The 12,360-nt window shown below is 69.9% G+C and carries 12 protein-coding genes and 2 pseudogenes; 6 read left to right on the forward strand and 8 right to left on the reverse strand.

The window, feature by feature from the left end:
- Positions 1 to 89: 89 nt before the first annotated feature.
- Positions 90 to 1,005, forward strand: a pseudogene (locus tag OG556_RS34415) (DUF4158 domain-containing protein); the annotation flags it as partial.
- 46 nt (positions 1,006 to 1,051) lie between these two features.
- Here the strand turns inward: OG556_RS34415 and OG556_RS34420 are convergent.
- A complete protein-coding gene (locus OG556_RS34420) occupies positions 1,052 to 1,960 on the reverse strand; it encodes a LysR family transcriptional regulator (protein ID WP_331743080.1) in 909 nt (302 codons plus the stop codon).
- A 70-nt stretch (positions 1,961 to 2,030) separates the two neighbouring features.
- On the opposite strand from OG556_RS34420, the gene OG556_RS34425 reads away from it, so the two are divergent.
- A complete protein-coding gene (locus OG556_RS34425) occupies positions 2,031 to 2,966 on the forward strand; it encodes an NAD-dependent epimerase/dehydratase family protein (protein ID WP_331743082.1) in 936 nt (311 codons plus the stop codon).
- A gap of 14 nt (positions 2,967 to 2,980) precedes the next feature.
- On the forward strand, positions 2,981 to 3,865 hold the full coding sequence (locus tag OG556_RS34430; protein WP_331743085.1) for an aldo/keto reductase: 885 nt from the start codon (positions 2,981 to 2,983) through the stop codon (positions 3,863 to 3,865).
- 2 nt (positions 3,866 to 3,867) lie between these two features.
- Here OG556_RS34430 and OG556_RS34435 read toward each other — a convergent pair.
- Both OG556_RS34435 and OG556_RS34440 read right to left on the reverse strand, forming a co-directional pair.
- Positions 3,868 to 4,087 (reverse strand): annotated as a pseudogene (locus OG556_RS34435) (hypothetical protein); the annotation flags it as partial.
- Between the two features lie 49 nt (positions 4,088 to 4,136).
- Complete coding sequence (locus OG556_RS34440; protein WP_331743088.1) at positions 4,137 to 4,442, reverse strand: hypothetical protein; 306 nt, start codon at positions 4,440 to 4,442, stop codon at positions 4,137 to 4,139.
- A gap of 313 nt (positions 4,443 to 4,755) precedes the next feature.
- Between OG556_RS34440 and OG556_RS34445 the strand changes: the two genes are divergently transcribed.
- On the forward strand, positions 4,756 to 5,583 hold the full coding sequence (locus tag OG556_RS34445; RefSeq protein ID WP_331743091.1) for a lipase family protein: 828 nt from the start codon (positions 4,756 to 4,758) through the stop codon (positions 5,581 to 5,583).
- A 108-nt stretch (positions 5,584 to 5,691) separates the two neighbouring features.
- Here OG556_RS34445 and OG556_RS34450 read toward each other — a convergent pair whose 3' ends face one another.
- The 5 genes from OG556_RS34450 to OG556_RS34470 form a co-directional block, all read right to left on the reverse strand.
- Positions 5,692 to 7,080 (reverse strand): hypothetical protein, encoded by a 1,389-nt coding sequence (locus OG556_RS34450; RefSeq protein ID WP_331743094.1) that lies wholly within the window; start codon positions 7,078 to 7,080, stop codon positions 5,692 to 5,694.
- A gap of 181 nt (positions 7,081 to 7,261) precedes the next feature.
- Entirely contained in the window at positions 7,262 to 8,104 is an 843-nt protein-coding gene (locus OG556_RS34455; RefSeq protein WP_331743096.1) for a siderophore-interacting protein, read from the reverse strand.
- 189 nt (positions 8,105 to 8,293) lie between these two features.
- Complete coding sequence (locus OG556_RS34460) at positions 8,294 to 9,019, reverse strand: alpha/beta hydrolase (RefSeq protein ID WP_331743099.1); 726 nt, start codon at positions 9,017 to 9,019, stop codon at positions 8,294 to 8,296.
- Positions 9,020 to 9,250: 231 nt separating this feature from the next.
- Complete coding sequence (locus OG556_RS34465) at positions 9,251 to 9,853, reverse strand: TetR/AcrR family transcriptional regulator (RefSeq protein WP_331743101.1); 603 nt, start codon at positions 9,851 to 9,853, stop codon at positions 9,251 to 9,253.
- A gap of 9 nt (positions 9,854 to 9,862) precedes the next feature.
- A complete protein-coding gene (locus tag OG556_RS34470) occupies positions 9,863 to 10,258 on the reverse strand; it encodes a creatininase family protein (protein WP_331743103.1) in 396 nt (131 codons plus the stop codon).
- 90 nt (positions 10,259 to 10,348) lie between these two features.
- On the opposite strand from OG556_RS34470, the gene OG556_RS34475 reads away from it, so the two are divergent.
- Positions 10,349 to 11,530: an LLM class flavin-dependent oxidoreductase gene (locus OG556_RS34475; protein ID WP_331743106.1), complete on the forward strand. Its 1,182-nt coding sequence runs from the start codon at positions 10,349 to 10,351 to the stop codon at positions 11,528 to 11,530.
- Positions 11,527 to 12,345 carry an enoyl-CoA hydratase/isomerase family protein gene (locus OG556_RS34480; protein WP_331743109.1) on the forward strand — a complete coding sequence of 273 codons (819 nt, stop codon included), beginning with the start codon at positions 11,527 to 11,529 and terminating at the stop codon, positions 12,343 to 12,345. Before OG556_RS34475 ends, OG556_RS34480 begins: the two co-directional genes overlap by 4 nt.
- Positions 12,346 to 12,360 lie beyond the last annotated feature (15 nt).

Genomic DNA, 12,360 nt, shown 5'->3' on the forward strand with positions numbered 1-12,360 from the left:
TCCGGGGCCGATATCGCGGGAGGGATCTTCTGCGCAGGCGTTCGGGTGACAGCTAACTGATCCTGTGTCACCCCGGCTACCCTCCGCCCGTGCCGGTTGAGTTCTTAACTGATGAGCAGGCCGAGGCGTACGGACGGTTCGTGGAGGAGCCGACCCGCCCGGAGCTGGAGCGGTTCTTCTTCCTGGACGACGTCGACCGGGACCTGATCGCGCTGCGGCGCGCGCCGCACCACCAGCTCGGCTTCGCGGGTCCAGATGTGCACCGTCCGGTACGTCGGCCGGTTCCTGGTGGACGATCCGCTGGACGTGCCGTGGTCGGTGGTCGACCACCTGGCCGGGCAGCTGGGGATCGAGGACTCCTCGGTGGTGAAGCGGTACGCCGAGCGGTCGAAGACCGCGTACGAGCACGCCTGGGAGATCCGGGACGCCTACGGCTACCACCAGTTCGAGGACCCGCAGTAGGGCCGGAAGTTCCGCACCTTCCTGCACGGGCGGGCCTGGACGCACGCCGAGGGACCGGTGGCGCTGTTCAACCAGGCGGTGAGGTGGCTGCGGCGCAACCGCGTGCTGCTGCCCGGGGTGTCGGTGCTGACCAAGCAGGTCGCCATGGTCCGCTCGGTGGCGGAGAAGCGGCTGTACGCCACGGTGGCCCGGGCCGCCCGGCGCGCGGACGGCTCGCTGCCCGGCGACCTGGTGGCACTCCTCGCGGTGCCGGAGGGTGCCCGGTTCTCCGAGCTGGAGCGATTGCGCCGGCCGCCGACCAGGACGACCGGCACCAGCATGGCCAAGGCGCTGGAGCGGGTGGAGGAGATCTCGGCGCTGCGGCTGGGGCGGGTGAGGGCGGACCTGGTGCCGCCGAAGCGGCTGGCGACGCTGGCCCGGGTCGGGCTGGGGTCGAAGGCGCCGGTCCTGGAGCGCACCCCGCAGCCGCGCCGTACCGCACTGCTGACCTCGGTGGTGCGGCACCTGGAGGCCGCCGCGATCGACGACGCGCTGGATGTGTTCACCCATGAAACGCCACCCCGTCGGCATTCGGCGGGTCCGTGGCGGATCAATGCCCGTTGTGCCGCATCGCCTGCTCCCGAAGGGAACGGACGAGCGTCGTGATGCAGGGCCGGTTACGGCCGCTGATTGTAGCGACGCCGATGTGCCGGATTGGGCCCGGCGACTTGATCGGGACGGCGCTTAGGCCCGGGAGTTCGGGGGCGAGCGCGATGGAGGGGATCAGGGAGATTCCCATGCCTGCGGCAACGAGGGAGCGGGCGAAGAAGTAGTCGGTGGTGGTCCCGTGGATTTCCGGATCGAAGCCGGCTTGCCCAGCGTAGCGGCGCAGGTATGCCTCGGTTTTCAGGCAGCCGAGCACCCAGGGTTCGGCTGCCAGATCGGCGAGGTCGAGCGCGTCGCGGTTGGCGAGTCGGTGCCCTGGCGGCAGGACGACGTACAGGGGGTCTTCCAGGAGCGGCATCCACTCCAGGCTGGAGCCCGGGCCTGGTCCGACGGGGAGCGGGCCATCGAAGTGGTAGGCGAGGGCGAGGTCCACGGCGCCCTGCCGGACGAGAGGAAGGGTGTCCTCAGGTTCGCCCTCCCTGACATGGAGCACGGTGCGGGGATGGGCTGCCATGAGCTGGGTGAGGGCGGCGGGCAGCAGGAACTGGCCGCCGCTGGTGAAAGTGGCGACGGTGAGCTGGGTGCGGCCAGTGCTGAGCTCGGTGATCTGCTGTTGTGCATGTTCGAGCTCCGCGGCGACGGATTCGGCGGCGCCGACCATGATCTGGCCGACCCGGGTGAGGGTGACGCCTCGGGTGCTGCGCGCGACGACCTGGGCACCGAGGCTGCGTTCCAGGGCAGCTACCTGCTGGGAGACGGCCGAGGGGGTGAGGCGGAGAGCCGCGGCCGCCCGGTTGAAGCTGCCGTGCTCCGCCACCGTCAGCAGGACCTGGAGCCGCTGCACATCAATCAACAGTTTTCCTTAACATGAACCAAGTAAGCTAGGCCTTCTGCTGATGACGATAGGTCTCCAGGATGGGGACATGCAAAAGATCTGCGTCATCGGCGGAAGCCGGTACTTCGGAAAGCTCCTGGTGGAGCGCCTACGGGCGGCGGGCCACCAGGTCACCGTGATCAACCGCGGCTCCACTCCGCCGCCTGCCGGCGTCGATCACCTGGTCGTCGACCGCAACGACGAGGCAGCCCTGACCGCCGAGCTCGACGACCGCGCCTTCGATGTCGTGGTGGACCAGGTCTGCTACACCCCGGTGCAGGCCGCCATCGCCGCCCGGGCCTTTGCCGGCCGCACCCGTCGTTACCTCATGACCTCCACGATCGAGGTCTACGACCCCGCGACCGCCGCCCTACCGGCCGTGCCTGCGGGGACGCCCGTGTCGGAAGAGAGCGTGGACCCGGCCACCTGGCAGGTGGCCATGGGCCTTCCTTGGCACGACGACGCCTTCCTGGAGGCGCACTACGCCGAGGGCAAGCGGCAGGCCGAGGCCGTCTTCGCCCACGCCGGCGGCTTCGCCTTCGCCGCTGTCCGTAGCGCCCATGTGCTCGGCGGCGGCGCGCAGGAGTTTACCGGCCGGCTCGCGTACTACACCGAGCGCATCACCCAGGGCGAAGAGATCACTGTGCACGCGAACGCGCTGCCCACGGTCTTCATCCACTACGAGGAGCTAGCCAACCTGCTGCTGTGGGCGGCCACAGCCGACTTTACCGGTGCGGTCAACGCCTGCTCCGACGGCCCGCTCGATGTACATGGCCTCGCTGAGATCGTCGCCACGCAGGTGGGCCAGACGCCCGTCTACCGGACCGTCCCGGCAGGCGAGAAGGCTTCGCCGTTCTCCTTCGACCGCCACTACGCCACGAGTAACGCCCGCGCGAAAAAGCTGGGCTTCTCTTTCTCCCGCATCACCGACTGGCTGCCCGGCGCCATCGCCCAAGCCCTCACCACCGAACCGTCCACCACCTGAAGAACAGGGCCACCATGCAGTACCGCACCATCGCCCATACTGCCGTCAGCGCCATCGGCCTGGGTGCCATGCCGCTGTCCATCGAGCACCGCCCGGACGAGGCGCGGGCCATCGCCACCGTCCACGCCGCCCTCGACGCCGGTGTCACCCTTGTCGACACCGCCGACAGCTACCACTGGCACGCCGGCGAGGCGGGCCACAACGAGCTGCTGATCGCCCGCGCCCTGTCCCGCTACGGTGGCGACACCTCCCAAATCCTGGTGGCTACCAAGGGCGGCCGCGGCCGCCCCGGCGACGGCAGTTGGACCGTCACCGGCACCCCCGCCCACCTCAAGCAAGCCGCTGAAGCCTCCGCCAAGCGCCTGGGCGTCGACGCGATCGGCCTGTACCAGCTGCACAAGCCAGACCCGGCCGTGCCCTGGGCGGAATCCGTCGGCGCGCTGCGCGAGCTTCTCGATGCCGGCACTATCCGCGCCGCCGGCATCTCCAACGTCAGCGCCGCCCAGATCCGCCAGGCACATCAGATCCTCGGCGACGGGCTCGTCTCCGTGCAGAACCAGTACTCGCCCGGCGTCCGCGACAGCGAGCCCGAGCTGCGGCTGAGTGAACAGCTGGGGCTCGCTTTCCTGCCCTGGAGCCCACTCGGCGGAATCTCCCGCAGTTCCCTCGACGGCCCCTCCGGACCCACCTCCATCGGCACCGCCTTCCACCGCATCGCCGCCGAACGCGGCGTCAGCCCACAGCAGATCGCCCTGGCCTGGCTGCTCGCCCACTCCCCGGCGATGATCCCGGTACCGGGAGCCAGCCGCCCTGCCTCCATTACCGACTCCGCCAGGGCTGTAGAACTCAGGCTGAACACGCGGGAACTGGTGGAACTTGAGGACGTTCTGCCGGGCTGAGGTCACAGGTCGATTGCCGACCTCGACCACGTCCGGCTGTGCGCTGCGGCCCGCCACTGCCCCGGCACCATTGCCGAGGAGCCCAGGTCGAGGCGCTTGTCCATGTCAAGGCGGAAGGTGCCGTACAGGGTTCACGTGCGTCCAGAACAGCGGGGACAGATCCCGGCGGTCGGCCCACTTCGACTCGGCCAGTACCTGCTGGATCAGCAGGGTGTTGACGTGGTAGCACGGGCGACCAGCAGCCCTACGGCTTGGCACACCTTGATCAATCTCAGCGACAACCACGGTTCCATTGATCCCCGAGGCCGAGAACGCGGAGAATTCCCTGATCGGAGACGTTGACCTCGGCAACGACCTGACGCAACAGCTCGGTCGCCTTGCCGAGGTACGTCTGCGGCCATGCCGCAAGCCCGTATGCGCGCTCGTCAGCCACGAGCTCCGCCCACGAGCACAGCATGATCTCGTTCGACCCGACGCGGAGCCTCAGCCGGTCATCGATGACGAGTTCTCCCACGCCCAGCCCACGGAACGCGGGTACTCGCCAACCGCCATCCACGCGCACCATGCCCTGACTCATGCCGACACCGTATCGGTCAGCTGGTCGCAGCAGCCGCGATCTCGGACCGGGGGCGGAGGCCCGGGCCATGGACTCGGTGTCAACCGTCAGCGGCGGGCGCAGTGCGGCGACGGTGCCGTCCTGCCGGACGATGCCGAGTGGCAGGTGGCCCGGGGCGCACAGGCTGCTCGGGCAGGTCGCCCCGGCTCGGCCGGGCCGGGGCTCCGTGACGGGTGCGTCCGTCCAGGTGGCCTCCAGTGCCGCCGTCGCCTCTTCGTTCGTGTGCGGCAATAGGTTGCTGGGCGACGCGCTGGACCGTTTCCGGAGGACACCGATGGCCATCCCCGCCCTGGACCACTCGACGACCCACTACTCCCTCCCCCACGCCTACTGGATGGCCCAGGCCGCCGGACTGGCCAAGCTGGACCGCCCCGGCATCGAGGCCAAGGCCCACGCATGGGGCTTCGACGAGGTACGCCACTTCGAGTCGACACACCAGATGCCGTTCCTGATCGAGGACACCCAGGCCTACACCATGGCCAGCGACCGCATGATCGTCACCGGCTTCCGGGGCACCGAGGTCCTGAAGATCTACGACTGGCTCACCGACGTCAGCACCCCGCCCGTCCCCGGACCGGCGGACAAGGGCTTCGTCCACTACGGCTTCCACCAGGCCCTGCAGTCCGTCTACCCCGACATCCGCAACACCATCCAGGAACTGCGCACCGACGGGCAGAGCGTCTGGTTCACCGGCCACAGCCTCGGCGGCGCCCTCGCCATGCTGGCCGGAGCCCGCTGGTACTTCGAGGAGCCTCGCCAACTCCCCGACGGCGTCTACACCTTCGGCCAGCCCCGCACCTGTGAACGCCTTCTCTCCGGCGCCTACAACGCGGCCTTCAGGGACCGCTGTTACCGCTTCGTCAACAACAACGACATCGTCCCCCAGCTCCCGCCCGAGCCGGCCTTCAGCCACGTCGACGCGCTCCGCTACTTCGACGCCGACGGGAAGCTCCACGAGGCCATGCCGCTCCTCGCCGGGCTGAAGGACCGGGCCAAGGGCTACCGCCAGGACATGTTCGCCCCCGAGACCGACGGCATCAAGGACCACCACCTGCCCAACTACCTCGCCGCGTTCGAGAAGAACCTCGCCGAGACGGGCTGAGCACAGGCATCCCCGGCCCCAGTGCCTGTCCGCGGCACCCCGGGGCGGGGCGGCCGGGCCCGCTGAGGGGATGCCGCCTTGGCCGGTGGTTGTGGGCGAATCGCGGGGTCACCGGGCGAGTTCGGGTACCAGTTCGGCGGCTGCTTCGATGCGGTCGAGGACGTTCCGGGCGGAGTCCGACAGCGGGTAGCTGCCGGCGTCGACACGGGTGGCGCGCGATCGGTCGGCGTCCGCGCGGGAGAGCGACGACAGTCGTCTGGCCAGCAGGTTCAGGGGGTGGTCGAGGTCGAGGACCACGGTGGAGTAGAAGCCGTCGGCGCTGTCGCGGGTCGGCGGGAACAGGCCGCCCTCGTAGACGGCGAGCCTGCCGTACGGCGCTGACTCGAAGTGCCCGATGCCGGTGTCGAGGGAGCCCAGGAAGGGCGGCGAGGTCCGGCTGTCCAGGGACGTCTGGTCGTAGAAGAAGTTCTCGTTGCCACCGTCCCCGATCAGGAGGTCCCAGGCGGGCACGGGGCTGAGCCTGTGCAGGGCCCTGGGCGGTGGGAACGAGGCGGGGTGCAGCGGGCGCAGGCGGTCGCCGACCACCTGCCACCGCTGCAGGCCACGGTCCAGGCCGGCCGTGACCAGGGAGTCGGCGGTGAACGCGATGGCGCTGATCGGTCCGTGGCCGAGGTGGTCGTCCGCGGCGAACTCGTGCATCGGTTCGAGCCTGCTGTCGGTGATCAGGATCCGGAACCCGTCGGCGAACGCGATCCGGGTGCCGGAGGGGTCGACGGCGAACAGGTCGGCGCGGTTGAGGCCGAACTCCGCCAGGTCGAGCTCCAGCTCCTGGCCGCCGGCGAACCCGAGCGCCGCCCTGACCATTCTCAGGCCCGTCACGAAACCGTCGGCCGTCGCCTCCACCCGCGCTCCGAGCAGCGCCGTTCCGCCGGCCAGGACCGTCTCCCCGTCGGGTGTGTACTCGACGAGTTCCGCGTTCCGGAGGTGGCCGTCGCCGGCGAAGTCGCGCAGGGCGACCACGGTCTGCGCGTCCGGGCAGCACAGCGACACGTGGTTCGTCGGGCCTTCGTAGAACTCGTTCAGGACGCCGGTGCGGTCCACGGTCACGATCCGGCACCGGTGGAGGTCCTCGCCGATCAGGTTGATCGCGGCCACCGGCAGCTGATGGCAGAAGCCGGCCGGGCCGGCGGCGTTGAGGGCGGACGGCAGCACCCGCGACGCCGCCGCGTGGACCGACTCGCTGACCCGTGCCACCTCACGACGGTCGGTCTCGGCCAGCAGCTGGGCCAGCTGGCGCTCCGCCATGCCCTGCGGCTGCCACCGCGACGGCTTCAGGTGGGCGGCTGCCGCCACGGCCTGCGGGAAGGGGAGGGACAGCACCAGCTTCCACAGGCCGCCCCAGGCCCCCTGTCGGGCCAGTGACCTGGCCAGCTCCTGCGTACCCCCGCCGCCCTCGTCTCCCCTGCCGCCGCCCCGCCCGCCGAAGAGCCTCGACATCGCCCAACCCCCTGTCGAATGCGCCGAATTGGCCTACTGGAATTCTCCCTCAGTGATCATGAAACCGGTACTGGGCCGGAGGCATGCGGGGTGAGGACAAGGATTCCGTGTACAGCGCCGACGGAGGCAGGGCGGGGGCGAGTGGTAGAGGCCGGGGCGGGCGGCTACCCGGCCGCGTAGATCAGCCGGCCGACTCCTGCTCGGCCTCCACCTGGGCGTTCCACTCGCGCTTGGCCGCCCGCCAGGCCTCGTCGCTCTGACCGGCCCGCCAGTAGCCCGAGACCGACATCCGCTCGCGCGGGATGCCCCGCTCCAGGCGCAGCAGGCGCCGCAGTTCCTTCACGAAGCCGGCCTCGCCGTGCACGAACGCGGATGCCGTGCCGGCGGGGAACTCCAGCGCGCTCACCGCCTCGACCAGCGCCTCGCCCACCGGGCGCGCGCCGCGGTGCAGCCAGCTGATCTCGGCCCTGGCGGGCGAGACGATCTTCTGCTCCTCGGCGGCGTCCGCGACCTCGACGAAGGCGTGCACGACGGCGTCGGCCGGCATTCGCTCCAGCGCCGCGGCGATCGCGGGCAGCGCGCTCTCGTCGCCCACCAGCAGGTGCCAGTCGGCGCTCGCGTCGGGGGCGTAGCCGCCGCCGGGGCCCAGGAAGCGCACCGTCTCGCCGGGCTGCGCACGGGCCGCCCACGGCCCGGCCAGGCCCTCGTCGCCGTGCACCACGAAGTCGATGGTCAGCTCGTGCAGGGCCGGGTCCCAGGCCCGCACGGTGTACGTCCGGGTGATGGGCCGCTGCTCGGGCGGGAACTCCTCGCGGATCCGCGCCATGTCGAAGGGCTCCGGGTAGGTCACGCCCTCGGGCGCGAAGAGCACCTTGACGTAGTGGTCGGTGAACTCGGTGGCGTCGAAGTCCTCCAACCCCGCACCGCCGAGGACCAGGCGCACCATGTGCGGCGTGATCCGCTCGGTGCGCAGCACCTGTGCTTCGCGGGCCTGCGGTGTCCGGCGGGTCGGTTGGTCTGCCATGGTGCCCCCCTGGGCTGTGTGGTCGCGCTTCCTGGTTAGGCTTGCCTAAGTTAGCACCCTTGAGGCGGTGCTCGGCCCAGGGACGCCAGCCGATCCGCATTCCGCCCACGGCATTCCGCCCACGCCCGGGAACGCGACCCCCTGGCAGCCCTGCCGCAGGTCGCGGACGCATCACTTTTCGGGGGCCGGCTAGGAGAGCTTGAGGAGCAGGTGGCTCAGTTCCCTCGGCATGGTGATCATGCAGTCGTGGCCGGTGGGCAGCTCCCAGACCTGCGCGGCGGAGCCGTTGGGTTGGATCGGGGGGACGGGGCGGCGGGTGATGCCCGGCGGCGTGGGCCCGACGTTGTGGATGTGGGTACGCGGGATCGCGTCCGCGGCCGGGTTGTCCAGTCGCACGGGTTGCTGCAGGCAGCGCACCGTCTGGTCGGTGAGCGTCTCGCGCAGCCAGGCCACGTCCGCCGGGTCCGTGACGCCGAACAGGCCGAGGGGCGCGGGCAGTTCGGGCATCGGGGGGACGCGCCAGCCGCTCTCGGACTTCTCGGCGAGCTCGATCATCCGCCGCCCCACGGGTTGGACGTCGATCGCGGACTCGCCGTCCTGCGGGACCAGGGCGTCGAGGTAGACGAGGTGTGCGATGCGCTCCGGGATCCGGTTGGCCACGGAGGAGATCACCAGCCCCGCGTAGCTGTGGCCGACGAGGACGACGTCGCTGAGGTCCTGCTCGGCGACCAGCCCGACCACGTCGTCGACGTGCGTGTCGAGCCCCACCTCCGGTCCGAGCAGGTACGCCTTGTCTCCGCAGCCGGTCAGGGACGGCGCGAACACCCGGTGCCCGGACGCCTCCAGCAGCGGCGCCACCCGCTCCCAGCAGCTTCCGCTGTGCCAACTGCCGTGTATCAGAAGGAATGTGGACATGAGTGAGCCCTTTCCTCTTTCGCACCCCGGTGCTGTCCGGGCACGAAAGGCATGCTTACGCATGCGACGAGGCGCAGGCAACAGGGCACTTCTCGGCGCCCCGGAGCGGAGAGGCCTGACCCGGCCTCGGCTGGGCCAGGATCGGTCCGGCGTCAGGGGTCAGGAGTCAGGAGTCAGGGGTCAGGGGTCAGGCCGACGTCAGGGGTCAAGCCGGCAGCACCCGCAGGCAGTTCAGACCGTGCCCGGCGGAACCAACAACGCGTTGATCGCGGCGGTGCGGATCGTCGTGGCGACGCTGTCCGGGGCGAGGCCGCTGTTGAACTGCGGAATCGAGTTGATCATCGAGAAGACGGCGTGCGTCAGGACGCGGTTCTGGGCGTCCGAGAGATCGGGGCGGAGCCGCTCCACGAGGGCGCTCCACTCCTCGGCGTAGAGGCGCATCAGTCGCCGCATGCGGTGGCGTTCCTCTTCGGGCACATTGTGTTCGTTCTTCAGGAACACGAGCGTGGACGGAACGTTCTGGAGACTGCGGGTGACGTGGTAGTCGATCATCGCCTCCAGCGCCTGGCGCGGATCTCGCTCCTCGGTCACCGTCTTGCGCGCATTCGCCAGGAGATCGTTCAGCGGCTCCTCGAGTACGGCGATCAGCAACGCCTGCTTGCTCGGGAAGTGCCGGTAGAGCGCGGGACCGCTCACCCCGGCGCGCGCACCGATCATCTCGGTCGTGACCGCGTCGAAGGCGCGCTCGTGGAACAGCTCGCCGGCGACCTTGATGAGCTCCTGCCGGCGGGAGCCGCGCGGAGTCGTGGCACGAGGAGGGGATGAACTCGTCATGGGTGCAGTCTAGGCGAGTGGCCGGTAACGAGCCGTCGCGTACGCGGCCGGCAGGCCAGCCACCGCGCTCAGGTGGGAAAACCCCAGGTGGGATGACATCCCACGCGGGTCGCCGAGCACTCCGCCGGGTGCGATGGCCTTGATGCCACCGGTTAATGCCCGGGCCGGCGGTTCGTCGTCCATGACGCCGGTGAAGCCCGCGGTGGCGCGGTCGCCGCGGACGGGATCCGGCCGGATGGCGAGCATGATCGAACGTTCGGCGACGTCCGCGTGGCCGCCGAGATGGTCGGCGAGTCCCGCGACGAGCCGGGCGCACCGCGCCAGGCGTCGAGGACCGCTGTCGGATCCGCGAACGCGATGACGTCCGGGCCGGCGGTCGGCGAGCTTCGACCCAATGTTAATCATCAATAACTCACGGGTTCCAAGAAGCCGCCCTTGACCGCACTATGTCCGTGAACTACGTTACTGGCCAATAACATCGAAGGAGGGGGCGACATGGACTTCATCCTCATGACCGAGGGCGACACGCCGCCGGGACTCACCCACCAGCACCGCTACCGAGAGCTGATCGAGGAGGTGCTGCTCGCAGAGCGGGTCGGCTTCGACGCCTTCGGCAGCTCCGAGCAGCACGTCGCCATCGGCACGGCCTCGATCTCCGCTCCGGAGGTGCTCTACCCGTACCTGATGGCCCTCACGAACCGGATCCGCTTCATCCACCTGGTGACGCTGCTGCCGACGCGGATCAATCACGCGCTGCGCGTCGCGGAGCGCATCGCGACCGAGGACATCCTGTCCAACGGCCGCGTCGAGCTCGGCACCGGACGCGGCAACACGACGCTCGCGCTGCGGGCGTTCGAAGTCGACCCGACCGAGAACAAGGCCCAGTGGCGCGAAGGCATCGAGCTGATCCGCCGGGCGTTCCTCGACGACCCCTTCTCGTTCGTGGGCGAGCACTACAAGATCCCGCCGCGCAGCCTGGTCCCGAAGCCGTTGCAGGGGCCCTATCCGCCGATCTCGGCCGCCGCGGGCAGCCCGAGCTCGGTCGAGACCGCCGCCTCGATGGGCATCGGCGCCATCATGGGCGGGTTCTTCCTGGGCTTCGACCTCGTGGAGAACATGCTGAAGCTCTACGACGAGACGCTCGCCGCCACCACCCACCCGTACCCGATCACGCCGCGCAAGATGGTCCTGATCAGCGGCGGCATGCACTGCGCCGAGACGACGGCGCTGGCCCGCGAGCAGGCCGAGCCCCTGTTCGACATGGTCAGGCTCGCGACCGACGCCTTCGAGCGGCTGTCCAAGCTGTCGAAGGACTACGCCTACATGGGCGCGGTCAAGGACGTCGACTTCGACGACGAGGAGTACATGTTCGAACGTTCGCAGGGCTTCATCGTCGGCGATCCGGAGCGCTGCATCGCACACGTCCAGCGGTACGCGGACATGGGCGTGGAGGCGCTCGTGCTGCGCGTGGACAGCCTTCCCCACGACCAGCTCATGCGCTCGATCGAGCTGTTCGGCAAGTACGTGATCCCGCGCTTCAAGCACCCGCGCAACGTGGTGCGCCCGGCCGACGACGTGCTGGCCGACATCCGCGCCGCGCGCCCCGCCCACCAGGAGGCCCTCCGCCGGTTCCAGGCCGGACACGACCTCAAGAACGCCGTGGAGGCGGTCCGATGAGCGACCTCTACGACCACGGCACCGGCCACGTCCTCGTCGAGCGCCCCGCCGACGGCGTCCTGCAGATCACGATCAACCGGCCCGAGCGGTACAACGCGCTGCTGATGCCGATGTTCGAGGAGATGAGCCGGATCTGGGCCGACGTCGAGCGCGACGACGAAACCCGCGTCGTCGTGGTGACCGGAGCCGGGAAGGCCTTCTGCACGGGGATGGACGTCAGGGAGCCCGATCCGACCCTCGAGCAGGCACTGGCGATGCTGGAGAGCGAGCGCAAGCGGGTGTCAGCCATGCTACGGATCGAGAAGCCGATCATCTCGGCGATCAACGGCCCCGCAGCCGGCTACGGTCTGTCGACCGCGCTGCTCGCCGACATCAGCATCGTCGCGGAGGACGCGGTGCTCATGGAGGGCCACACCAAGGTCGGCGTGACCGCCGGTGACCACGCCGCGCTGATCTGGCCACTTCTCGTCGGGATGGCCAAGACGAAGTACTACGTGCTGACGTCCGAGAAGCTGACCGGCACGGAGGCCGAGCGGATCGGCCTCGTGAGTCTGGCGGTCCCGCGCGAGCAGGTGCTGCCGCGCGCCCTGGAGGTCGCCACCCAGCTCGCCCAAGGCCCCCAGCAGGCCCTGCGTTTCACCAAGCGCGCCCTCAACACGTGGCTCACCAACGCGCTGCCCCAGCACGAACTGTCCGGTGCGCTCGAAATCCTCGACTTCGCCGGCGCCGACTACCTCGAAGCGCGCCAGGCCTTCCGGGAGAAGCGCCCCGCGAACTTCCCCTCCGCCCGCACTGCCCACACATCGGCGAACTGATCGGAGACGACCATG

Source organism: Kitasatospora sp. NBC_01300 (assembly GCF_041435235.1).
Classification (GTDB): domain Bacteria; phylum Actinomycetota; class Actinomycetes; order Streptomycetales; family Streptomycetaceae; genus Kitasatospora.

Coding starts and splice junctions, on each gene's coding strand:
- OG556_RS34425 (WP_331743082.1), top strand. CDS start 2,031: ATGCAAAAGATCTGCGTCATCGGCGGAAGCCGGTACTTCGGAAAGCTC.
- OG556_RS34430 (WP_331743085.1), top strand. CDS start 2,981: ATGCAGTACCGCACCATCGCCCATACTGCCGTCAGCGCCATCGGCCTG.
- OG556_RS34440 (WP_331743088.1), bottom strand. CDS start 4,442: ATGAGTCAGGGCATGGTGCGCGTGGATGGCGGTTGGCGAGTACCCGCG.
- OG556_RS34445 (WP_331743091.1), top strand. CDS start 4,756: ATGGCCATCCCCGCCCTGGACCACTCGACGACCCACTACTCCCTCCCC.
- OG556_RS34450 (WP_331743094.1), bottom strand. CDS start 7,080: ATGTCGAGGCTCTTCGGCGGGCGGGGCGGCGGCAGGGGAGACGAGGGC.
- OG556_RS34455 (WP_331743096.1), bottom strand. CDS start 8,104: ATGGCAGACCAACCGACCCGCCGGACACCGCAGGCCCGCGAAGCACAG.
- OG556_RS34460 (WP_331743099.1), bottom strand. CDS start 9,019: ATGTCCACATTCCTTCTGATACACGGCAGTTGGCACAGCGGAAGCTGC.
- OG556_RS34465 (WP_331743101.1), bottom strand. CDS start 9,853: ATGACGAGTTCATCCCCTCCTCGTGCCACGACTCCGCGCGGCTCCCGC.
- OG556_RS34470 (WP_331743103.1), bottom strand. CDS start 10,258: ATGATTAACATTGGGTCGAAGCTCGCCGACCGCCGGCCCGGACGTCAT.
- OG556_RS34475 (WP_331743106.1), top strand. CDS start 10,349: ATGGACTTCATCCTCATGACCGAGGGCGACACGCCGCCGGGACTCACC.
- OG556_RS34480 (WP_331743109.1), top strand. CDS start 11,527: ATGAGCGACCTCTACGACCACGGCACCGGCCACGTCCTCGTCGAGCGC.